The sequence below is a fragment of the Vibrio sp. R15-SG3-ISO1B genome (assembly GCF_059833835.1).
Genome location: NZ_JCBDGG010000029.1, coordinates 347677 through 369461, shown reverse-complemented (window position 1 = coordinate 369461; position 21785 = coordinate 347677). Strand labels below are relative to the sequence as shown.

Here is a 21785-nt window from a genome sequence, read left to right as displayed (position 1 = left end):
CCTATATTGGAGTTCCTGCTTCAAAACTGCGTTTTGTAGGTAATGATTCGTCGTGCCAGATCTCACTTTGTAGTGGAGTACGCCGTGCCCTATCAGGGAGACGCTTTGATGTAGGCTTTCACCTTCTGAATATGCGCCTCACGATCAAACTCACTGATTTGCGAAGGGTGAAGGTAGGCGCTGGCGTATTCTTGATCGATCTGGTGCTCTAAAAACAGCAGATAAAGCTTAGGATCGATATGACCGCTGGTGGCCATCGAGGTCATGATATTGATCGACTCGTCCAGCGTCTTGCCTTTTTTGTAAGGTCGGTCTGATGAGGTCAACGCCTCGAAGACATCGGCAATTGCCATCACCCGAGCAGGCACGGAGAGCTGCTCGCCCGTCAAGCCAAGTGGATAGCCTTTACCGTCCATTCGCTCATGGTGTCCACCGGCAATTTCAGGCACTTGTTGCAAGTGTTCTGGGTAGGGCAGACGGTTCAGCATAGTGATGGTTTGTATGATGTGATCGTTGATGATGAAGCGCTCTTCATCGTTGAGCGTGCCTCGGCGAATGGATAAGTTGAATAGCTCGCCACGATTGTATTTCAGCTCGCCGGGATCGAGAATGAACGCTTGTGCCCACTGATCTTTTGGGTTGACACCCACCCCCCAGCCCACCTTATGTACGGGCTTATCGGCGAGCAGTTTCTCTTTGATGGGCAGTGGCGTAGGATCTCCCGCGCGTTCGCGTTCTATCCAGGAGGTCCCAGCTTGATCATCTAAGGTACGTACCCATTCGATTTTCGCGATCTGCTCCAAGCGTTCAATGGCTTCGTCGGTCATGGATTCACCACCTAAGTTGCACTCTGCGACGAAGTAGAAATCGTCATCCAACTGCTGGTGGCGCTGAGTCAATATTTGTTCTGCCTTTTCTTTCTCCTCACCATTGAGAATCGATTGCAAGCAGTCAACTTCAGCCTGCACTTTCAATAGCTCAAAACGCATTCTGACTTCATGGATTCGGTCATAGATGGTTTCGAGCTTGGTGGCTTTATCGACCACATATTCTGGCGTGGTCACTTTGCCACAATCATGTAACCAAGCGGCGAGATTGAGCGCTTCCCATTGATCTTTGCCCATTGAAAAATCGGCAAAATAGCGTTTATCTTTGTCTGCCACTTTGGTCAACAAGTTTGCCAGTGTTGGGATGCGCTGACAGTGTCCGCCTGTATAAGGCGACTTTGTATCGATAGCCGATGCAATCAGGGCGACAAACGCATTGAGCATCTCTTTTTGTTGCTCCATCTGCGTGATGTTTTCTTTGGCAATTTCGGCAAAGCTTAACAGCTCTTTTAAAAACGCATGTTTATCACTCTGTTCAGGGGGGATGGGGCGTTCGTACCCCAACAACAAAATGCCGACCAATTTCTTGTTTTTGTTGTGCATTGGGAAGAAATAGATATCGGTGTTAAACAGTGATTCGCTGTATTTTGCGATGGCGTTGTCCCCACGGGTGAGATGGATAATTTCGCCTTTCTCTAAGTCTTTCTGCATCCAGGGGGTGTTTGAGAGGAACTCGTTGATATCGACTTTGAACGGGATAATCGCGTGATTGGCGGCAATCGAGAAGGAAGCGTCCTTGTTGTCCAGTGTATAGAGCACGATGGTTTCCGCTTTGGTGACCATATAGCTTTGGTGAGTAATGGTCTTCGCCAGCAGGGAAAAATCTCGGTTACTGGCCGTTTCACGCAGTAGACGAAGTAAGTCATGCAGAGTATGTTCCATCAGCTCAATGGATTTGGTGAGATTGGCTACCTCTTTGATCACACTCTTAGGGTAGCGGGTCTTTTTAAAGTCGAAGCGTGCGATGTTGCTAGTCAGAGTGACCAGCGTCAATAATGGATTGGTAATGCGTTTAGACACGAGCCAGATGACCACAAAACTGACAATCAGCATAAAGATTGCCACTTGTACTTGTCTGTCTCGCATCGAAAGCAGCGAAGCGAGAATATCATGTTGTGGGATGGCTTCGGCAAGCAGCAGTCGCGTCTGGTTGTTTAACTCGACGGGAGTTAAGGTCACGGACCAATCAATACCGCCGTTTTCGAGCGCCTCATAGATGATTTGCGATGACACACGGCCCAGAACTGGCGCAAACACACTCTGTTCCAGTACGCCGTTGATATCAGATTGAGTGACGGAGTCGCTTAGTTCGGGCAACGTTACTTCTAATTGGTGGTGCGCTAAGACATTGAATTGGCTATCGAGTAACAGCAGGCGTGTTTGTTCAGAATACCCCATGGTGCTGACTTGTTGAGAGAGGGAGTCTAGAGTGAAATCCGCGCCAACAACAAATTGGCCGTCGGGCGATCTTCGTGACAACGTCACGCCGCTGATTTTAAGAAAGTAAAAAAAATATGGCTCCGTTAAGCGAATATCACCGTCTGAGCTTGCGTTGACAAACCAAGGTCTCACTCGAGGATCAAAATCGTTGTCATTGTTTTCAATCGATTGGATCAAAACATGGCGACCGTTTAAGAAATGGACATCGTTTTTACCGCTGACGGCCATCGAGTTAATCATCAATGTTGCTTTATCAGGGGCATCAAAACGCTCACGGTCCGCATTGGTGCGAAGTGGACGAAGGACATTGAGATCTCCCTGTTCACTGGCGTAATACAAGGCGACCAATTCTGGGTTGCGCTGAAAGATGATCGCGAGGGATGCGATGAAGCGGGTTTGGTCAACCGGTGCGTCGGCCGACTCAATCACTTCACTCATCGACATGAAATCTAACGTGGTCAGGATAGGCCCTGCGCGATTTTGGAAGGTGGTCTCCAATTTAGCGCCATTTTCACTGCTGAGCTCCTTGGCGCTCTCGGTTAATAAGTCTTGAGAGTGCTTATAGCTGATACCGATAAGTACCGCGCCCACGAGCGTGGTCAACACCAAAAACAGACTCGTAATGTGGATGGACAGTGAATAGCGGCGTCGACTCATGAAGTTCCCTCTATAAGAATTCTTTTAAGTATTAGCCAATCTGCGAAACATGCAAAAAAACGTCGTGAGTTTGCTCATTTATAACTCGCAACACTTTTCCTATTTCACCCCTTAAACCATCGCTTACAATGGCGTTTTAAATCCAATAAGTAGAATAAAATGAGAAAGTTAATAGCAGCGCTGAGTTTGTTGGTTGCGTGCCAAGTTTGGGCCTCGGGCGGCGATCTCAAGGCCGTGATGAAGCAAATGAAAGTGGAGTTTCGTCACGCGGCGCAAGCCAGTGATGTGGTCGAGATGCAAACTGCGGTTGGGGCGCTCACTTCGCTGGTGGAGCAAGCTAAGCAAGGCGAGTACCCACCCGAGAAAGTGGAGGTGTACCAAGAAGGTTTTCAAGCGCTATCTCAAGCGCTTGGGGAGGTACAGCAGTCATTGGGAAGTGGCGATCTTGTCCGCGCTAAGACACAGTTGAAACGCGTCGACGAGCTTCGCATCGAATATCACGACAAACGCAACCCAAGCATCTGGAGTAAGTTGTTTGGCTAACGCGCTAATTTCTCTTTCAGTGCGTCGCTGACATAATCGATGAATGCCCGCAATCTTGCGGGCATATACTTGGTTTGCGGGTATTGCATCGCCACCGCGCCATGGTAGTTACTCTTTATCGTCCACTCGGGCAGCACCGCGATGACCTCACCACATTCAATCGCATCCGCGATGACGAAATCGTGAAAAATCCCGATTCCAATCCCTTGTTTGACTCCATTTAAACGCATCTGCGAATGATTGACGGCGTAGCGTCCGCTCACGGCAACGGAGTGGTATTCGTCCTCTTTGAAGAAATCCCAAACGTGGTCTTTGTCGGTTTCAGCCAAATAGAGACAGCTGTGGTTCGCGAGCTCAGTTGGGTGCGTCGGCACGCCATGTGCGCTGAGATAGTCCGGGCTCGCGCACAATTGCAGGTGTGTTTTCCCCATCTCTTTGAGGACCAAATTCTCATCCGGTTTGTCGGTCAGTTTGAAAGCGATGTCAATGCGATCGCGCAATAAGTCTATTTCGCCATCGGCGGCGCGCAGTTTGAGCTGAATATCGGGGTAGGCTTTTAAAAAGGGCGCCACAAATGGTTGCAAGACCGAGTTAAGAAACGCCTCTGGCGCCGCGACCACAAGTGGCCCTGTGGGCTCACTGTGATCAGAGCTCGACAAGTCCACCGCCTGGCGAGCGGCATTGACCATCACAATCGCTTGGTCATAAACCTGTTGCCCTGTAGGTGTGATGATCAATGAGCGTGTGGTTCTCTCAAACAGCTTGGTCGAGAGTGATTTTTCTAGCCTAGTCACCAATTTACTGAGCGCAGAAGGGGTGACGCCAAGTTGCTTGGCGGCCGCGGTGAAGCTGCCCTCCTCGACAACAAGAATAAACGAGGCTAAATCTGGCAGTAGTGTTAGTAGTCGGGTATCAAACAAGATCAAGAACTCGGTGTAGCAGCGATGACCGCTAGTGTATCAGAGCGTGATTGAGCGCTGAACCAACAGAGTTCACAAAACTGCCTTATCTGTGCCCCAGAGGCAAATATGTTTTTCCGTGCCTATGGATAATGGAAGTGAAGACGATGGATTACACTTAGGCTAACCATAACGCGAAAGGAAACAGCAATGTCTTCTGCATTCTATCAACAAATTCAAGATCAAATCGAAGAAGTAAAGGCGGAAGGCCTTTACAAAGCGGAGCGAATCATTACGTCTCAGCAGCAAGCCGCCGTTAAAATCTCAACGGGCGAAGAAGTGCTTAACTTCTGTGCAAACAACTACTTAGGACTCGCCAACCACCCAGATCTCATCGAGGCGGGTAAAGCGGGTATGGATGAGCACGGCTTTGGTATGGCATCGGTACGCTTCATCTGTGGTACGCAAGACATCCATAAACAACTGGAGCAAAAACTGTCTCAGTTTTTAGGTAAAGAAGACACCATCCTATACACCTCATGTTTTGATGCGAATGCGGGCCTGTTTGAAACCATTCTGGGTAAAGAAGATGCGATCATCTCTGACGCGCTGAACCATGCCTCGATCATTGATGGTGTTCGTTTGTGTAAAGCGATGCGTTTCCGTTACTCCAACAACAACATGCAAGAACTTGAAGAGCAGCTGATTGCGGCAAAAGAAGCGGGGGCTCGCCACATCTTGATCGTGACCGACGGTGTGTTCTCGATGGATGGCGTGGTCGCCAACCTTCCGGCTATCTGTGATTTGGCGGATAAATACGGCGCATTGACGATGGTCGATGACTCTCACGCCGTTGGCTTTATGGGCAAAACCGGCGCCGGTACTCATGAGTATCACGACGTTGTGGATCGTATTGATATCATCACAGGCACACTGGGTAAAGCGATGGGCGGCGCGTCAGGCGGTTACACGTCTGGTAAGAAAGAAGTGATTGAATGGCTGCGTCAACGCTCACGTCCATACTTGTTCTCAAACTCTGTCGCGCCAGCGATTGTCAGTGCGTCACTTCGCGTGCTTGACCTGTTGAAAGAGAGCGGTGATCTGCGCGAGCGTTTGTGGGACAACGCCGCACATTTCCGTGCGCGTATGGAAGCGGCTGGCTTTACGATGGGCGGCGCGGATCATGCGATCATCCCAATTATGTTAGGCGATGCCAAAGTAGCGGCAGAGTTCGCTGAACGCGCGTTGGAGAAGGGCATTTACGTCATTGGCTTCTCGTTCCCCGTGGTACCTAAAGGTCAAGCACGCATCCGTACGCAAATGTCTGCGGCGCATTCACGTGAGCAACTGGATCGTGCGATCGACGCCTTCATTGAAGTGGGCCGTGAGATGGAGATCATCCAATAATGAAAATCAAAGCACTCTCTAAACTTAAGCCTGAAGAAGGCATTTGGATGACGGAAGTGGACAAACCTGAGGTTGGCCACAACGATATCCTGATCAAAATTAAAAAGACCGCCATCTGCGGAACTGATGTCCATATCTACAACTGGGATGAGTGGTCACAAAATACCATTCCCGTGCCTATGGTCGTTGGCCACGAGTACGTGGGTGAAGTGGTGGCGATTGGCCAAGAAGTCCGCGGTTTTGAAATTGGTGACCGTGTGTCGGGCGAAGGCCATATCACCTGTGGTCACTGTCGCAACTGTCGTGGTGGCCGTACGCACCTGTGCCGCAACACGATTGGTGTGGGTGTGAACCGCGAAGGTGCGTTTGCTGAATACCTAGTGATCCCTGCGTTCAATGCATTCAAGATCCCTGAAGGCATTTCTGATGATCTTGCTTCAATCTTTGACCCGTTTGGCAACGCGGTTCACACGGCGCTCTCTTTTGATCTTGTCGGTGAAGATGTGCTTATCACTGGCGCTGGCCCAATTGGCATTATGGCGGCGGCCGTCGCGCGTCACGTTGGTGCTCGTCATGTCGTGATCACAGACGTTAACGAATACCGCTTAGAACTGGCGCGCAAAATGGGCGTCACTCGCGCGGTGAATGTTGCCGAACAAAAACTGGAAGACGTCATGTCAGAGCTTGGCATGACCGAAGGTTTTGACGTCGGTCTTGAGATGTCTGGCAATCCATCCGCCTTCAACTCAATGCTTAAAACCATGAACCACGGTGGACGTATCGCATTACTCGGTATTCCACCATCGGACATGGGCATCGACTGGAACCAAGTGATCTTCAAGGGCCTGGTCATCAAAGGCATCTACGGCCGAGAAATGTTTGAGACTTGGTACAAGATGGCAAGCCTGATTCAATCAGGCCTAGATCTGACGCCAATCATCACTCACCACTTCAAGGTCGATGACTTCCAAAAAGGCTTTGACGCCATGCGTAGCGGGGCTTCTGGGAAGGTTATCCTTGATTGGGAATAAATACATCAATTAAACAAAGCGCTCCGATTGGAGCGCTTTCAGTTTATCTTTATATGACAACGGATTAGTGTCACTGGATAAAGCGTTTAGGCGTTTTATTTTATGCCTTGCTCATACATCATGGTTTGCGCGTATTTTCTTCCGAACCAGATGCTAGGGAGAAGAACAAAAGAGACGGGTACCGCAGTCACAACGATAAACGATTGCAGTGCGTTGATGCCGCCCTTACCCATGGCGATTAGGGCGATGGCGACTAAGCCCATAGTGATGCCCCAGAATGCTCGTAATATCGCGTTGGGCTCTTTCTCTCCGCTGATGACCATACTGATGGTGTACGTCATGGAATCTCCGGTGGTGATAATAAACGTGGTGGTCAGTATTAGAAATAGCAATGCAATCGGTGTCGAAAGCGGCAGTTGATCTGTAATAGCAAGCAGTACTGCAGGTAAATTAAAGCCTTCAAACGCTTGTGAGATGACGCCTGGGTTGGCAATTTCAAATGCGAGTCCACTGCCGCCAATTGCGGTAAACCAAAAACACGTCACTAACGGCGCGACAATGCTGACTGAGAGAACGAGTTGTCGGATACTTCGACCACGTGAAATACGAGTGATAAATATGGCCATCATTGGCCCGTAGCCGATAAACCAACCCCAAAAGAAAACGGTCCACCAACTAAGCCAGTCTGTGTCTGCTCGATAGAGGGCCATCACGACAAAGTTATCGAGCATACCTCCTACCCCTTGTAAGTAACCATCAATAATAAATTGAGTGGGGCCAAACAGCAGAATGAAGCCGATCAAAACTACTGAGAGAATGATATTGTATCGACTCACAATTTGAATGCCTTTACTAACACCACTAAGCGCAGAAAGCGTGTACATAGCGACGGCGAATAGGATCACCATGGTCTGAGTCGTAAATCCATCCGAGATACCAAACAAAGCATTCAACGCGTAACTGATTTGCAGCCCTAAAAAACCGATCGGGCCGATGGTACCAGCAGCCACTGCAATGATGCAGGCAGTATCAATGATGTTTCCGAGTGAACCAATTATGGCTCGTTGTCCAAATATCGGGTAGAGCAAGGTTCGCGGTTTGAGTGGTAGGCCTTTGTCGTAATGCAGGTGCATCAACACAACGGAAGACAGGCAACCAAGAATAGCCCAGGCCAAAAAGCCCCAATGCAGAAACGACTGAGACAAAGCATTGATGGCGGCTTCGATAGGGGGCGCTTCGCCATACAAAGGGGGGGCAGTTACGAAGTGGGCGATTGGCTCAGCAGCAGCCCAGAACACGCCACCACCAGCCAGTAGTGTACATAAAATGATAGAGATCCACTTAAATGTGCTTATCTCTGGGGTGAGCAGTCCACCCAATCGCACACTCCCGCTGCGAGATACGGCTAAATAGAGTCCAACAATGAAGTTTGCAAGCAGAAGAACTTGCCAAAATGCTCCAAAGTATTCGGTCGCTAGTGCAAAACCTTGATTGACCCAATTTGAGAGTAAAGAGGTATTCGTTAGCGCTAAGAACACAAAGGCTATGAAAAAGGCGCTACTCATTTGAAATGTTGGATTCGTCAGTTGAAGTTGTTGAAAGAGCGTCGGTGCTCCGTTTTGAGTAGGACTTTCGGCCATTTCGGAAGTACTAATGGCGTGAGTCGTATTAGACATGTCGCTGTTCACTTTTTTGTGGCTGAACTTTGGCATTCAGCGTGTATTTGTCCTCGAATAGCTAGCATAATGCGAGGTGCGTCACGTTATGGTAACACGCCGGGCAGTTTGAAGAATACATGAAGCACGCATTGGAGGTGCTTCAAATTTGGCAGGGTGTAAAGCTGTGCTGACAATGATACTTAAGTTGCCAGCATAGCGGTCGTCGAACGAGCAGTGCGATCTACGGATAACACCTGGGCAATCAGTCTCTGTCTATCGCAAAAGGTGACCACGCTTGGCGAGTCGGCATTACTTCAACCCTATTGACGTTGATGTGATTTGGAAGCGTAGCGATGTAAAACATATGCTCTGCAATGTCTTGTGCCGTTAAGGGTGTGGTGCCTCGATATAAGTTGTCCGATGCAGATTGATTTCCCTTCGTTCTGACCAACGTGAACTCTGTCTCCGCGATACCGGGAGCTAGGTCTGTCACACGTACTCCGGTCCCGAGGAGATCACAACGTAAGTTGTAGCTGAACTGTTTGACAAACGCCTTACTCGCACCATACACGTGGCTGCCGGGATAGGGCCATTGACCTGCAATAGAACCGACGTTGATGATTGTCGTACCTTCACCAATGTCAATCAGTGTTGGAAGTAAAGCATGTGTTACATTGACCAATCCTGTGCAGTTGGTTTCGATCATAGTATGCCAATCTGTTAGCGCTACTTCAGCAGCGCCTTCGGGTGCTAACGCGAGTCCTGCGTTATTGATCAGTGTGGTCACTTGTGCAAATTCGCTTGGAAGTTCATCGACCGCCTTTTTTACCGCATCGGCATCTCGTACATCCAATTGAACAACGTGAGTAGGTACATCTACACCTTAAAATACTGCAATTGTGCTGATAAATGATCGGTAGTTTCGGCCATGTGTTGATTACCTTTGATCACGTTGCGGTGGCAGACACCTCTCCTCTCTTAATAGACGCGTTCATAACGCTGGACTCTGGTGCATGAGTCAGTAGCCAACGCATGGCGAGGGTCGCTCCGCCCATGGTGATTGCAGCGAGTAAGAACCCCAGTTCGATCCAATCCGCATGGCTGAGCAAAGCGATCAGCACATAGCTCATACTCTGGGTTAGAGTGGCAAACATTTGCAATGCACCGTCGGCGCGGCCTCGTTGATGGATGGAGATAGTGTGGTGCATCCAGTTCGTTCGCGCGATTCGATTTAACGCATTAAAAAGGCCAAATAACAAGGTGAAGACAAGCAAGGCCGCTGGGCTTAATGAGATGCTCATCCCTAGCACCATCACACTACTGAACGACATGGCAAGCAGCATGGTGCGGGGTAATGCGCGACGGGTCAGTAATTTGTGTACGATGAGTCCGGTGAGCAGCGAGCCAATCCCAAACGCCATGTTGTAGCCCGCGAGCCAGTGCCCAGCAATGTGCTGCTGTGCAAACCAGATCGGCACCAACTTTCCCAAGTAAGTCAAAATGGGGTAGGAGAGAGAAGAAAGTATCAAGAAGGCGTAAAAGCGTGGTTCAGAAAGCACAATGGAGCGGCTTTCGACCAGTTGTTGCCAAAAGCGTACTTTACGTTCGGCGCGTAACGCTTGTCGATAAGGTGTCACCAGGTAACTGATACCCGCTAATGTGGATGCCAACATGGCAAAAGCTGAGAATTCGACAATTCCCCATTGCTCGAGGAGCACAATACCTAACGCGCCAGCACCTAGCGTGGTGCCTTGCATTATGATCTCTTGTTGTCCTGAAATTGCGGCGTACTCATGGTGATCATAATTTTCTTGGGTAAACGCATTATTGGTAGACCAAGCCAGATTGCTCGAGACCCAAAACACCAGTTGCGCGAGTGCCAATAGCCATGGGGATTGCATGCCGTGGTATGACAGGTTCATCACCAGCGCGGCGCAGATGGCTTGCACCCATTGGACCATCACTAAGATTGTTTTGCGTGAATGGCGGTCAATCAAGGTTGAAAAGAAGGGCGTTAAGAAAAATGAGAGACCAGTACAAGTGAGTGCCACTAAGGCGACAAAGGTGCCCATATTGTCCGATTGCAACATGAGCCAAGGTAGAGCCATCATAAATAGCCCAGAAGAAATGCCATCAAAAAAGCGTCCGGTTAGATAAGGAGTGGTCTTATTGCGTCCGTGTAATGTCATTGTGGTGTTCCTTTCTGTGTACCAATATTGATCAGTTGCTGCTACTCTAAAACCTCAAGTTAACTTTAGGTAAAGCGTTATTTTTCATGTGAGTCGATAACGTTCGAGTGAATTAAGGAGTCAAGATGGAACTGACGGTCGGAGAGGTCGCTAAACGTTCAGGTGTGGCGGTGTCGGCGTTACATTTTTATGAGCAGAAAGGGCTTATCTTCAGCTGGCGTAACGCTGGGAACCAGCGCCGATATCATCGAAGTGTGCTGCGACGTGTTGCCATCATTAAAGCCGCTCAGCAAGTTGGACTGACCTTGGAGGAGATCGCGGCATCGTTTGCCCACCTTCCACACCACCAAGCGCCCAATCGGCAAGAATGGCAAGTGATGGCGTCAGGGTGGCATCAACTGCTTGAGCACCGCATCTTGCAGATGAAAGCGCTGCAACAGGACTTAGGTGGGTGCATTGGGTGTGGCTGTTTGTCGATGGAGAGTTGCGCTATCTACAACCCAAGTGACATTCGAGCGCAAGCATCGCCCAGTGAAACGCGGCTAACCGATCCTGAAAACTGGTCACCTGTCTTAGATGATGAGCGCTAAAGGCGGACAATTCCCATCATTTGGTCACACAAATAAGCGTTTTCTACGATTCATTGGTGTGATTTTTTCTTCTTTTTGCTCGGCAATGTTTGTGTTTTAAAACACTGTCTCATTCTGATTGAGTTCACAATTTTAGGGCTTTGCCACAATTTTTATTGAATCAAGGATTGCGTTAGCCGCTCATGAGCGCTATTCTACGACCACATCATATAATCATACAATATTGCATTTAGGAGTCTGAAATGACTAAACCTGTAATTGGTTTCATCGGTCTTGGCCTTATGGGCGGCAACATGGTTGAGAACCTACAAAACCGTGGCTACGAAGTTAACGTTATGGATCTTAACAAAGACGCAGTCGCTGCTGTTCTTGCTCGTGGCAACGCCTCTGAAGCGACGTCTGGTAAAGAACTGGCTGAGAAAAGTGACATCGTAATGCTATGTCTGACGACTTCTGAAGTGGTTGAGAAAGTGGTTTACGGTGAAGCGGGTATTCTAGCGGGTATGTCTGAAGGCAAAACGCTCATCGACTTTGGTACTTCTATCCCAGCTTCGACTAAGAAGATTGGTGCTGACCTTGCTGAGAAAGGCGCGGGTATGATTGACGCACCTCTAGGTCGTACACCTGCACACGCGAAAGATGGTCTTTTGAACATCATGGCAGCAGGCGATATCGAAACATTCAACAAAGTGAAGCCTGTTCTTGACGAGCAAGGCGAAAACGTCTTCTACCTAGGCGCACTAGGTTCAGGTCACGTGACTAAGCTTGTTAACAACTTCATGGGTATGACAACGGTTGCGACAATGTCTCAAGCATTCGCTGTTGCTAAGCTTGCAGGCGTAGACGGCCAACAACTGTTTGATATCATGTCAGCAGGTCCATCTAACTCACCGTTCATGCAGTTCTGTAAGTTCTACGCTGTTGATGGCGAAGAAAAACTGGGCTTCTCTGTAGCGAACGCAAACAAAGACCTTGGTTACTTCCTTGCGCTATGTGAAGAGCTAGGCACTGAGTCTCTCATCGCTCAAGGCACGTCAAAGAGCCTACAAGCAGCGGTTGACGCTGGCCTAGGTCAAAACGACGTACCGGTTATCTTTGACTACTTTACTCAACTGAAGAAGTAATCAATGATGATGTGAAAGCAGCGGCCAATGGCCGCTGTTTTTGTTTCTACATCGCTTGGACATGTCAAAGCCAGTTAGTAGAGATAATTAGCTAGCCCAGAGATAAGGCGAATGTCAGCAGCAGTGGCAGCGTGATTAAACTGAAGAAGTTACCAAACAGCACCATCGACGCCACTTTCGTCGGCTCAACTCCAAACCGTTCGGCAAACAGGTAGTTCATTACTGCCGGTGGTAACATGGTAAACAGCACCATCATTTGCAGCTCCAAAGTCGGCAGCGGCACAAACCAATAGATGACGACAAACGCCACTGCACCCGTCGACAAGGATTGCAGCGTGCACAGCACACCGATACGAAATCCACTCAAACGCATATGACACATTTGCGCCCCTAAAGAGAGCAGCATCACGGGTACCGCGGCTTGACCGAGTAACACTGTCGCTTCATACAAAGGGGACCACACGCCAATCCCACTTAGGTTGAGAAAAAGCGCTGCGCTGGCCGCCAGAAAAATCGGCATTTTGACCACTTGTTTGATTGGGTTACCTTCACTCAGCAGCGCTAAGCCGATACTGATGTGCAAGCAGGCGGAGACCACGAACAGCAGAACCGCAGGCGCCAGCGCCGTCTCACCAAAGGTATAGGTAAAAAGAGGGATCGCCAAGTTACCGCTGTTGCGAAACATATGTGGCGGCGCCCAGGCTTTAAAGCGCAGTTTAGTGATGGCGCAAATTGGGATCATCAATAGCCCGGGTAATAAAACTGAAATGAGTGACGCACTCAAAAGGGGCAACTGGTTGGTATCGAGAGGCATCACCACCAAAGAGGAGAACACCAATGCGGGGGTGAAAGCGTCCATGTTGATGCGGTTGATCGGTTTGAAGTCTGGTTTTAACCAACGCCCGACAGAAAACCCAATCAATACCAACGCAAAGACGGGGAAAAGAATGCCAACAACCTGCTCGACCATAGCTTTCCTTGCAATGAGTTAACGGCCTCGTTAACTGAAAAAAACAAAACAATGTTTCTACGTTAACCCATCTTGAGGGTGAAACCTAGAGCAGGTTAGGCTTGTTTGCTGTCTTTGAAGATGCGATCAAAATATTCCAATGGCGCGACTTTGGTATTGGCGCGTCGCTGCCATTTGCTGTCGTTGGCCACTAACCAACGTTGCTCTGCGTGGGCCAATATCGCTTGGCTGACACGCGCCTCCCGCAATTCGTGCTCCATCACATACTGCGTCGCTTCTGTATTCTCTAGGCCACTGCGTATATCACTGACCGCTGCGCAGCCAATAATACCGATGTCCGCACTAAACTGGGCGAAAAAGTCGGCGACTTTATCATCCACCACATCGCGATCGTTACTGCGAATGCGCCCACCTGGGATCCAGGTTTCCACCTCTTCAAACTGGGAGAGAATATGCGCCGCCTCAAAGTTGTTGGTCACCACACGCAATTCCCGGTGATGCCCAAGCTGCTCTGCAATCGCGGTGATGGTTGTGCCGATACCCAAAAACAGAGTGCAACCATTGGGAATATGCTGCACGACGCGCTCGGCAATGGCGCGTTTGTCCTTGGCATTCGTCATGCGGCGTGAGGTGTAACTTCGGTTACTCAGGGTGGCAGGTAAGCTGACGCCGCCGTGATGGCGACGGGTCAAGCCTAGGTTGCACAGTTCGTTGATGTCACGGCGGATGGTTTGTGTCGTGACATCAAACTGCTGAGCCAATTCATCAATCGAACAATATTCCTGTTGATGAATGCGCTCAATGATCGCGTGTTGGCGGAGTGAAAGATTATCCATGAATAGCGTGGCGCTCGGCACCAGTGTGAGTTTCGTTACGCTGAGTATAACGCTGAGGCACGTCGGTGATCATCATATCGACGCCCCATAAGCGATGTGGCTCAACTAATTCGGGAAAGTTGGGGGTGTAGCAGTAGAGCTGATAACCCATCTGCTTAATTGCTTTGGCTTGCGCCTGTGTCAAAAAGCGGTAGTCGCAGTGCACGCTGTAGGCATCAATTTGAGTCAGGACCGACGCCACGTCATAGGGAATGCTTTGCCACAATTGCCCGCGGCGCACATCGGGTAGATATTGTTTTATGCATTGCAAGGAATGGGTGCTAAAGCTCGAAAAGAGCAGGGTCTGAGGGTCAATATCCATCTCATTGATCACCTCAGCGACGTGATGGCACAGGCGATCAATGTCCGTGTGAGGGTAGAGTTTGAGCTCAATGTTGAGGTTGACGTTGGCCGCTTGGGTCAAGGCCAATGTTTCCGCTAAGGTAGGGATTGGTTCCCCTTCAAACTCATCAGCAAACCACAACCCGGCGTCGAGTTGTTTCAGTTGCTGTAACGTCAATTCACTCACTTTACCTTTGCTGTTGGTACAGCGGTTCACTGTGTGGTCATGAATCACCATGGGCACATCATCGGCGCTCAGTTGGACGTCGATTTCTATCCACTGGCAGCCCAATTCAACGGCACGCTGAAACGCAACGAGTGTGTTTTCTGGTGCAAGACTAGAGAGGCCACGATGGGCCATGGTTGGGATAAGGGTTGGGAGTGTTGTCATTGTTATTCACTATCTATGTTCATTTTGTTTCAAACGAACTCTGTCATCTTCATGTGACCGTTTGATGACACCCCAAACAGGCATTCAACCGAAAGTTTAGTTTCATTTATGTTCATTTAAGTGTCATCTCAGCGTAACTTTCGCTAATTAATGTTCACTTGAATTCTGAAGCAGCGAATGTGAAAGAGAAGTGAACATCCGCTGAGGTTTAACCACACTAGGACTTTACGCAAGTAAGACTCACATAAGGGAACCATTATGTCTATCAAACACCTGACCGGTTTGGCCGTCACCGCAGCACTACTGAGTGCGCAAGCTCAAGCGAAAACAGAAGTGGAATGGTGGCACGCCATGGGTGGTGCGCTAGGTAAAAAGGTCAATGAAATAGCAGCGGACTTTAATGCCAGTCAAGATGACTACGAAATCAAACCTGTATACAAAGGTTCATACGCAGAAACCATGACAGGTGCGATTGCGGCATTTCGTGCGAAAGAGCAGCCAGCCATTGTGCAGGTTTTTGAAGTCGGCACAGCAACCATGATGGGTGCCAAGCAGGCCATCTACCCAGTTTACCAGTTGATGGAAGACACCAAAGAGCCGTTTGATCCAGACAACTACCTCTCCGCTGTGACGGGTTACTACACTACCAGTGAAGGCCAAATGTTGTCGATGCCATTCAACAGTTCAACGCCTGTGCTTTATTACAACAAAGCGATGTTTGAAAAAGCGGGCATTACAGAGGCACCGAAAACCTGGCAAGAGATGGAAACCGTCTCACGCAAGCTGATCGAATCGGGCGCTAAGTGCGGCTTTAGCACCACTTGGCAATCTTGGACGCAAATTGAAAACTTCGGTGCTCGCAATAATGTCCCTGTCGCCAACAACAGCAATGGTTTTGACGGACTCGATACCCAGTTTAAGTTCAATGAGTCGGCGTTTGTGAAGCACATTGAGAAAATGGGCGAGTGGTCAAAAGAAGGGATCTTTAAGTACGGCGGTCGTCAATCCGATGGTATGCCACTGTTCTACACCCAAGAGTGTGCGATGACCATGGGCTCGTCGGCGGGTCTGGCGGGTATTAAAGAGAACATGAAAGGCATTGACGTCGGTGTAGCGCAGCTGCCGTATGACGCGGAACTGGTCGACAAACCGCAAAACACCATTATCGGCGGAGCCTCGCTTTGGGTACTGCGTGGTCACTCTGATGAAGAGTACAAAGGGGTAGCGAAGTTCTTCTCGTATCTCTCTAGCCCTGAAGTGCAAGCCGATTGGCACCAGTTTACTGGTTACCTACCGATCACTAAGGCTGCCTATGAACTGACCAAGAGCCAAGGCTTCTATGAGGCGAACCCAGGCACTGACACCGCTGTCGTACAGATGACGTCGGTTGAGCCAACGGTCAACTCCAAAGGCATTCGCTTTGGTAACTTCTTGCAAACGCGCGATATCATCAACGAAGAGTTGGAGGCCGTTTGGTCTGGTAAAGCGACGGCGAAAACAGCATTGAACAATGCGGTAAGCCGTGGTGATGAGCAATTGCGCCGCTTTGAGCGCACGCAAAAGTAACACCCTCGTTTGGCGGAGCAAATGTGCTCCGCCTTTTTCTATCTGGATTATCTATGTCATCGCCTGTTATTTTTAAACACAAATGGCTGCCCATTGCGCTGATCGCCCCGCAACTGGTGATCACCCTGGTCTTTTTTATCTGGCCGGCTGGGCAAGCGATTTTTCAATCATCTCAACTGGAAGATGCGTTTGGGATGAGCCGTGAGTTTGTTGGCTTGGAAAACTTCGAAAAGCTGCTTCACGATCCGTATTATCTCGATTCATTATTCACGACGCTGCAATTTAGTCTCAGCGTAGCGGTGCTAGCGCTGGTCAGTGCGTTGGTGTTGTCGGCGTTTGCCGAGCATATCGTTCGTGGCAGTACCTTCTATCGTACCTTTCTGATCTGGCCGTATGCCGTTGCGCCTGTGGTGGCGGGCTCTTTGTGGCTGTTTCTCTTTGACCCAACGATTGGCGTGGCCAGCCAACTCCTCCAGTGGATAGGGGTTGATTGGAACCCGACACTCAATGGCTCCCACGCGATGTGGATGGTGATCATCACCTCTACATGGAAACAAATCAGCTATAACTTTTTGTTCTTCTTAGCGGCGTTGCAGTCCGTCCCCCGTTCATTAATTGAAGCAGCGGCCATCGATGGCAGTGGGCCGGTAAAGCGTTTTCTCACCATCAGCTTCCCATTGATTTCGCCTACGAGTTTCTTCTTATTAGTCGTTAACTTTGTGTATGCCTTTTTCGACACCTTCGCCATCATCCATGCGATGACGCAAGGCGGGCCGAGCAACAGCACTTCCACGTTGGTGTACAAAGTCTACAACGATGGATTCATTGGTTTGGATTTAGGCTCGTCGGCTGCGCAGTCGGTGGTGTTAATGGTGTTGGTCGCGACGTTAACTGTGTTCCAATTTAAGTACGTTGAGAAGAAGGTGGCTTACTGATGGTAGAACGCAGACCCTTATTCACTCTATTTTGCCACTTTGTGTTGGTGGCTGGCATCGTTTCGATTGCACTACCAGTTTGGATTGCACTGGTGGCGACCACCCATGAAAACACCGCCTTTGCGACAGGGACGCCACTTTGGTTTGGCGACTTAGGTTTCAGTGTGTTCAGCGAACTGCTGAGTAATGCAAGCCAAGTCAACAATACAGCATTGCCAATTACCGGTATGTTGTTGAATTCCCTAGTGATGGCACTGTGCATCACCTTTGGTAAATTGACCATTTCGATTTTGTCGGCCTATGCGGTGGTCTTTTTTCGCTTTCCGGGCCGCATGTTGGCGTTTTGGATGATCTTCTTCACCTTAATGCTGCCAGTGGAAGTGCGCATTATGCCGACCTTTGAGGTGGTCACTAACCTCAACATGCTCAATTCGTTTTATGGCTTAACCATCCCACTGATCGCCAGTGCGACGGCGACCTTTTTATTCCGCCAGTTCTTTATGACGGTGCCAAGTGAGTTGGTGGAGGCGGCGCGCATAGATGGCGCAGGACCGATTAAGTTTTTCTTTGACATATTACTGCCGCTCTCTCGCACCAACATCGCGGCGCTGTTTGTCATCACCTTTATTTACGGCTGGAACCAATACTTATGGCCGTTACTGATCACCACCGACATCGAGTACTACACCATAGTGATGGGCATCAAGCAGATGCTGGGTGTTGTCGATGGGGTCATTGAATGGAACAAAATTATGGCCACGACCATTATTGCCATGCTGCCACCGGTCATTGTGGTGCTGGCGATGCAAAAAGCGTTTGTCAAAGGTCTGGTTGATTCGGAGAAATAATTCATGTCTACACTTACTCTCAATAACGTAGCGAAATGCTACCCGAACGGATACCAAGCGATTCATGGTGTCGATTTGACCATTCACGATGGCGAAATGGTGGTCTTAGTGGGGCCAAGTGGCTGTGGTAAATCGACGTTACTGCGCATGATTGCCGGCCTGGAAGCGATCAGCTCTGGGGACTTGTTTATCGATGACACCATCGTCAATGCGCTCGAGCCGAGTGAGCGAGATATCGCGATGGTGTTTCAAAATTACGCCTTGTATCCGCATATGACGGTCTACAACAACATGGCTTATGGGCTACGCAACCGAAAAACACCGAAGGCAGAGATTGACGCTTTGGTGAATGAGGCCGCTAAAATGCTCGAGTTGGATCACTTACTGGATCGCAAACCTGGTCAACTCTCTGGTGGGCAAAGACAACGCGTGGCGATGGGGCGAGCGATTGTTCGCAAACCTAAGGTCTTTTTGTTTGATGAGCCCTTGTCGAACCTCGATGCCAAGCTGCGCGTACAGATGAGATTGGAGATCAAAAAGCTGCAACGCCGTCTCGCGACCACATCGATTTATGTCACCCACGATCAAGTCGAAGCCATGACCTTGGCCGACAAGCTGGTGGTATTGAACAAAGGGAACGTGGAGCAGGTGGGCACACCCCTTGATATCTACGACTACCCGGCCTCTCTTTTTGTCGCGACCTTTATTGGTTCTCCCTCCATGAATATTCTTGATGCGAGTGTAACCATTGATGGTATTGAATTGGCTCAGGCGCTCTATCCGCTAGAGACGGCATCGCTAAACCTGGGCGATATTAAGCTAGGGCTCAGACCGGAGCACCTGCAGCTGTGCGATGATAACCCGTGGTTCCACGTTGAAGTCGAGTTGATTGAAGCGCTGGGCGCTGACCTTTTGCTCTACTGTAAAACGCTAGACGAAGAGGCGCAGCGTTTGGTGGTGCGGGTCGAAGGTCATAGCAAAATCGCCATCGGTGATAGCTTTGGTGTCGACATCAAACCCGAGCATCTGCATCTTTTTGATGCCAACACCTCGAAGCGCATTTCACTGACCGAAGGCCGCCATCAAGAGGTGGTGAATGCCTGATTCGTTGCTTAGCGCTAATCAAGCGTCGCTCGCGTCTATCACCTGGTTACTCACCGATGTCGACGACACGTTAACCTGGCAAGGACAGCTGCCTGCGCAAACGCTGAATGCGTTAACGCTGCTGCGTGATGTCGGCGTGAAAGTGGTGGGTGTCACGGGTGCTTGCGCTGGATGGTGCGATCAAATGGCCAAACTCTGGCCGCTCGATGGTGTGATTGGTGAAAACGGCGCGTTTTGGATGCGCCGCAGCGAGAGTGGATTCATCACCCACACACTTACGCCTTTGGATGAGATGACGCGCCAGCAGAGAGCGTTAATCGAGCGTATTGCCGAGCGGCTGCGTGACTACCCAGACGTAACGTTTGCCAGCGATCAAGCGTTTCGTTACTGCGATGTCGCAGTCAACACAGGCCAAGAGCGTACTCCGTTATCTCCAGCGCTGTGTGAACAGCTGCTTGCTGACATTCGCGCTATTGAAGTGGACGGGCAAGTCGTCAATGCGACACAAAGCTCGATTCACATCAACGCTTGGTTGGGTCAGCACACTAAGCGCACCAGCAGTGAAGCCTATCTTCGCGCGCACAATCATGGCCAACTTCCGGCGTTGTCAAATATCGCCTACGTGGGTGACTCGCTCAACGATGAAGGGATGTTCGAATGGCTATCGACGACCTTTGGCGTGCACAACATTCGCCATGTTCTGAGTCAGCTTAATCACCAGCCACAGTGGATCACCGACTCAAACGGCGGGTTTGGTTTTGCTGAGCTGGCAGAGCGAATTGCGCTGGCTAAGCGGAGTGAAAATGCGCGGTAGAACCCCCTCCAATCTTAACATGTCGCCTTGCTTTGTCATTTTGTGTCAAGCAGGGTAAGGTTCGGTAAAACGACTCGCGCCTATCGGCGGGACTAGCTAGATTGAAAAGGAGCAATAAAGACGGTCATTAAGAGGGACAAATGATGAAAACATTAGCGGTGATTTTGGCGTGTATAACCCTGGCAGCGTGTACATCCGGTTATAGCAATCAAACCAATCTAGAGAGCAACGGTCACTACAGTGCTGCTCAATCGACCCCCAACCCATTGAATGACGCGGCGGAGCTGTTAGTTTTTGGTGAGTAACCGGCGAGGCGATGACCCTGTACGGATTAAGCCCTGCGTTAAGGCAGGGCTTAATGGTATTGACTTCTTGAGGGCGAGTGTCCCTGTCATGGTTTGCTCAATTTATTCCTGACATTTCTCTTAGCAAAGATTACCCTAGCGGACTAAGACGAATTTTGACTCTAGAGTTGTCCAAGCATGAATGTATCCCAGGTCGACATTAGCTCGCTGCTGATTTTGAAAAACTTACTCGAAGAGAAGCACGTTTCGAATACTGCTTTGGCGATGAACATCAGCCAATCTTCGGTCAGTCGAGCTTTGCAGAAAATGCGAACGCTGTTTGATGATGAGTTGTTGGTGCGCACCAATTCGGGTTATGAGTTAACCACCAAAGCCGACAGCATTAAACAAGACATAAATCTCATCATCAATAGCTTGGAAACGCTTGTTCATAAGCAGTCTTTTGATCCCAGTAGCATCGAAACAACCGTTCGCTTTTTTGGCTTGCAGCCGCAAATCAATACTTTGATGCCGCCTGTTATTGCACAAATTCGGCAGCGTGCACCCAATATGATCGTCAGTTTGGATACCACGCCGCAGCGTCACTTTGAGGCTCTAATTGCTGGCGATGTGCACTTTGCACTCTCGTCACATGAGCCCGCCAGTGGCGACCAAAATCTTTATCGTGCACTGGTCTCCAAGCGAGATTTTCGCTTGTTGATGAGTAAATCGCATCCACTGGCCAATGAGACATTAACAGCCGAAAATTTGTTGGGCTGTAGCTTTGGTCAAATCTCGTTGCAGGGCGAGAAAACCCTCTCTTTCGAGCATAAATTTATGGAACTTGGATTAGTGGATAAAAAGAATCGCTTGTCGATTCCGGTGCAACTATCGAACTTTCATGCTGCTCCAGATATTGCGGCGACCAGCGATATTATTTTCCACTTGCCAACCCCCTACGCGCAGCGTGCATGCCAAGATGCGCGTCTGATTGCGAGAGAAGTACCGCCAGAGTTGAGATTGGCGTTCCAACATGTCTATTTGTATTGGCATAAGCGTTTTCATGACGACCCTATGTGTATTTGGGTTCGCGGCATCTTTAAGGATCTGTTTGACGTAGAGCACACATCTGCATAAAAAGGCCGATCGTTATGCATAAATGGGATAATGGCATTCGCCATTATTGATGATAATGTAGTTGCGAATCATTTTCATTAGATATTAAATTGAG

The 21785-nt window shown here is 49.4% G+C and carries 19 protein-coding genes and 1 pseudogene; 12 read left to right on the top strand and 8 right to left on the bottom strand.

Features of this window, described 5'->3' with window-relative positions:
• Window positions 1-92: 92 nt before the first annotated feature.
• Window positions 93-2984, bottom strand: coding sequence for an HD domain-containing phosphohydrolase (locus tag AC6R0S_RS08630; protein WP_500632018.1), 2892 nt, complete (start codon window positions 2982-2984; stop codon window positions 93-95).
• Between the two features lie 159 nt (window positions 2985-3143).
• Between AC6R0S_RS08630 and AC6R0S_RS08625 the strand changes: the two genes are divergently transcribed.
• Complete coding sequence (locus AC6R0S_RS08625; RefSeq protein ID WP_500637717.1) at window positions 3144-3527, top strand: cytochrome b562; 384 nt, start codon at window positions 3144-3146, stop codon at window positions 3525-3527.
• Here AC6R0S_RS08625 and AC6R0S_RS08620 read toward each other — a convergent pair.
• Window positions 3524-4447, bottom strand: coding sequence for a LysR family transcriptional regulator (locus AC6R0S_RS08620; RefSeq protein WP_487901587.1), 924 nt, complete (start codon window positions 4445-4447; stop codon window positions 3524-3526). The two genes, AC6R0S_RS08625 and AC6R0S_RS08620, sit on opposite strands and share 4 nt — an antisense overlap.
• Window positions 4448-4636: 189 nt before the next feature.
• On the opposite strand from AC6R0S_RS08620, the gene AC6R0S_RS08615 reads away from it, so the two are divergent.
• Both AC6R0S_RS08615 and tdh read left to right on the top strand, forming a co-directional pair.
• Entirely contained in the window at window positions 4637-5833 is a 1197-nt protein-coding gene (locus tag AC6R0S_RS08615; RefSeq protein WP_500637716.1) for a glycine C-acetyltransferase, read from the top strand.
• Window positions 5833-6864, top strand: a complete 1032-nt coding sequence (tdh, locus tag AC6R0S_RS08610) for an L-threonine 3-dehydrogenase (RefSeq protein ID WP_500626967.1) — start codon at window positions 5833-5835, stop codon at window positions 6862-6864. Before AC6R0S_RS08615 ends, tdh begins: the two co-directional genes overlap by 1 nt.
• A 95-nt stretch (window positions 6865-6959) precedes the next feature.
• Here the strand turns inward: tdh and AC6R0S_RS08605 are convergent, their stop codons facing one another.
• The 3 genes and pseudogenes from AC6R0S_RS08605 to AC6R0S_RS08595 form a co-directional block, all read right to left on the bottom strand.
• The gene (locus tag AC6R0S_RS08605) at window positions 6960-8540 is read right to left on the bottom strand and encodes a BCCT family transporter (RefSeq protein WP_500637715.1); all 1581 of its coding nucleotides are present in this window, start codon (window positions 8538-8540) and stop codon (window positions 6960-6962) included.
• Window positions 8541-8784: 244 nt separating this feature from the next.
• Window positions 8785-9381 (bottom strand): annotated as a pseudogene (locus AC6R0S_RS08600) (SDR family NAD(P)-dependent oxidoreductase); the annotation flags it as partial.
• Window positions 9382-9469: 88 nt separating this feature from the next.
• Window positions 9470-10711: an MFS transporter gene (locus tag AC6R0S_RS08595; protein ID WP_500637714.1), complete on the bottom strand. Its 1242-nt coding sequence runs from the start codon at window positions 10709-10711 to the stop codon at window positions 9470-9472.
• A gap of 125 nt (window positions 10712-10836) precedes the next feature.
• Between AC6R0S_RS08595 and soxR the strand changes: the two genes are divergently transcribed.
• Complete coding sequence (gene soxR, locus AC6R0S_RS08590; RefSeq protein ID WP_334551679.1) at window positions 10837-11301, top strand: redox-sensitive transcriptional activator SoxR; 465 nt, start codon at window positions 10837-10839, stop codon at window positions 11299-11301.
• Between the two features lie 242 nt (window positions 11302-11543).
• A complete protein-coding gene (locus AC6R0S_RS08585) occupies window positions 11544-12425 on the top strand; it encodes an NAD(P)-dependent oxidoreductase (RefSeq protein WP_334551681.1) in 882 nt (293 codons plus the stop codon).
• A 91-nt stretch (window positions 12426-12516) separates the two neighbouring features.
• On the opposite strand, the gene AC6R0S_RS08580 is transcribed toward AC6R0S_RS08585, so the two are convergent.
• The 3 genes from AC6R0S_RS08580 to AC6R0S_RS08570 all read right to left on the bottom strand — a co-directional run bounded on the left by AC6R0S_RS08580 (window position 12517) and on the right by AC6R0S_RS08570 (window position 14982).
• The gene (locus AC6R0S_RS08580; protein WP_500637713.1) at window positions 12517-13395 is read right to left on the bottom strand and encodes an AEC family transporter; all 879 of its coding nucleotides are present in this window, start codon (window positions 13393-13395) and stop codon (window positions 12517-12519) included.
• Window positions 13396-13490: 95 nt separating this feature from the next.
• Window positions 13491-14231: a DeoR/GlpR family DNA-binding transcription regulator gene (locus AC6R0S_RS08575; protein WP_500632013.1), complete on the bottom strand. Its 741-nt coding sequence runs from the start codon at window positions 14229-14231 to the stop codon at window positions 13491-13493.
• Window positions 14224-14982 carry a glycerophosphoryl diester phosphodiesterase gene (locus AC6R0S_RS08570; RefSeq protein WP_500637728.1) on the bottom strand — a complete coding sequence of 253 codons (759 nt, stop codon included), beginning with the start codon at window positions 14980-14982 and terminating at the stop codon, window positions 14224-14226. Before AC6R0S_RS08570 ends, AC6R0S_RS08575 begins: the two co-directional genes overlap by 8 nt.
• Before the next feature lie 279 nt (window positions 14983-15261).
• Between AC6R0S_RS08570 and ugpB the strand changes: the two genes are divergently transcribed.
• The 7 genes from ugpB (at window position 15262) to AC6R0S_RS08535 (ending at window position 21691) form a co-directional block, all read left to right on the top strand.
• Window positions 15262-16569, top strand: a complete 1308-nt coding sequence (gene ugpB / locus AC6R0S_RS08565; RefSeq protein ID WP_334551685.1) for a sn-glycerol-3-phosphate ABC transporter substrate-binding protein UgpB — start codon at window positions 15262-15264, stop codon at window positions 16567-16569.
• 53 nt (window positions 16570-16622) lie between these two features.
• Complete coding sequence (ugpA, locus tag AC6R0S_RS08560; protein WP_487901580.1) at window positions 16623-17504, top strand: sn-glycerol-3-phosphate ABC transporter permease UgpA; 882 nt, start codon at window positions 16623-16625, stop codon at window positions 17502-17504.
• Entirely contained in the window at window positions 17504-18352 is an 849-nt protein-coding gene (gene ugpE, locus AC6R0S_RS08555) for a sn-glycerol-3-phosphate ABC transporter permease UgpE (RefSeq protein ID WP_500637712.1), read from the top strand. The genes ugpA and ugpE overlap by 1 nt, the downstream gene beginning before the upstream one ends.
• 3 nt (window positions 18353-18355) lie before the next feature.
• Window positions 18356-19456, top strand: a complete 1101-nt coding sequence (locus AC6R0S_RS08550; RefSeq protein ID WP_500637711.1) for a sn-glycerol-3-phosphate import ATP-binding protein UgpC — start codon at window positions 18356-18358, stop codon at window positions 19454-19456.
• Window positions 19449-20270, top strand: coding sequence for an HAD-IIB family hydrolase (locus tag AC6R0S_RS08545; RefSeq protein ID WP_500637710.1), 822 nt, complete (start codon window positions 19449-19451; stop codon window positions 20268-20270). Before AC6R0S_RS08550 ends, AC6R0S_RS08545 begins: the two co-directional genes overlap by 8 nt.
• A gap of 140 nt (window positions 20271-20410) precedes the next feature.
• Entirely contained in the window at window positions 20411-20575 is a 165-nt protein-coding gene (locus AC6R0S_RS08540; RefSeq protein WP_500637709.1) for a hypothetical protein, read from the top strand.
• Between the two features lie 177 nt (window positions 20576-20752).
• Window positions 20753-21691, top strand: a complete 939-nt coding sequence (locus tag AC6R0S_RS08535) for a LysR family transcriptional regulator (RefSeq protein ID WP_500637708.1) — start codon at window positions 20753-20755, stop codon at window positions 21689-21691.
• Window positions 21692-21785 lie beyond the last annotated feature (94 nt).

What these genes read in the sequence shown, in the direction of transcription:
- AC6R0S_RS08615 (WP_500637716.1), top strand. Translation starts at nt 4,637, where the DNA reads ATGTCTTCTGCATTCTATCAACAAATTCAAGATCAAATCGAAGAAGTA.
- tdh (WP_500626967.1), top strand. Translation starts at nt 5,833, where the DNA reads ATGAAAATCAAAGCACTCTCTAAACTTAAGCCTGAAGAAGGCATTTGG.
- AC6R0S_RS08580 (WP_500637713.1), bottom strand. Translation starts at nt 13,395, where the DNA reads ATGGTCGAGCAGGTTGTTGGCATTCTTTTCCCCGTCTTTGCGTTGGTA.
- AC6R0S_RS08545 (WP_500637710.1), top strand. Translation starts at nt 19,449, where the DNA reads ATGCCTGATTCGTTGCTTAGCGCTAATCAAGCGTCGCTCGCGTCTATC.
- AC6R0S_RS08625 (WP_500637717.1), top strand. Translation starts at nt 3,144, where the DNA reads ATGAGAAAGTTAATAGCAGCGCTGAGTTTGTTGGTTGCGTGCCAAGTT.
- AC6R0S_RS08550 (WP_500637711.1), top strand. Translation starts at nt 18,356, where the DNA reads ATGTCTACACTTACTCTCAATAACGTAGCGAAATGCTACCCGAACGGA.
- AC6R0S_RS08630 (WP_500632018.1), bottom strand. Translation starts at nt 2,984, where the DNA reads ATGAGTCGACGCCGCTATTCACTGTCCATCCACATTACGAGTCTGTTT.
- ugpA (WP_487901580.1), top strand. Translation starts at nt 16,623, where the DNA reads ATGTCATCGCCTGTTATTTTTAAACACAAATGGCTGCCCATTGCGCTG.
- AC6R0S_RS08585 (WP_334551681.1), top strand. Translation starts at nt 11,544, where the DNA reads ATGACTAAACCTGTAATTGGTTTCATCGGTCTTGGCCTTATGGGCGGC.
- ugpE (WP_500637712.1), top strand. Translation starts at nt 17,504, where the DNA reads ATGGTAGAACGCAGACCCTTATTCACTCTATTTTGCCACTTTGTGTTG.
- AC6R0S_RS08540 (WP_500637709.1), top strand. Translation starts at nt 20,411, where the DNA reads ATGATGAAAACATTAGCGGTGATTTTGGCGTGTATAACCCTGGCAGCG.
- AC6R0S_RS08575 (WP_500632013.1), bottom strand. Translation starts at nt 14,231, where the DNA reads ATGGATAATCTTTCACTCCGCCAACACGCGATCATTGAGCGCATTCAT.
- ugpB (WP_334551685.1), top strand. Translation starts at nt 15,262, where the DNA reads ATGTCTATCAAACACCTGACCGGTTTGGCCGTCACCGCAGCACTACTG.
- soxR (WP_334551679.1), top strand. Translation starts at nt 10,837, where the DNA reads ATGGAACTGACGGTCGGAGAGGTCGCTAAACGTTCAGGTGTGGCGGTG.
- AC6R0S_RS08595 (WP_500637714.1), bottom strand. Translation starts at nt 10,711, where the DNA reads ATGACATTACACGGACGCAATAAGACCACTCCTTATCTAACCGGACGC.
- AC6R0S_RS08605 (WP_500637715.1), bottom strand. Translation starts at nt 8,540, where the DNA reads ATGTCTAATACGACTCACGCCATTAGTACTTCCGAAATGGCCGAAAGT.
- AC6R0S_RS08535 (WP_500637708.1), top strand. Translation starts at nt 20,753, where the DNA reads ATGAATGTATCCCAGGTCGACATTAGCTCGCTGCTGATTTTGAAAAAC.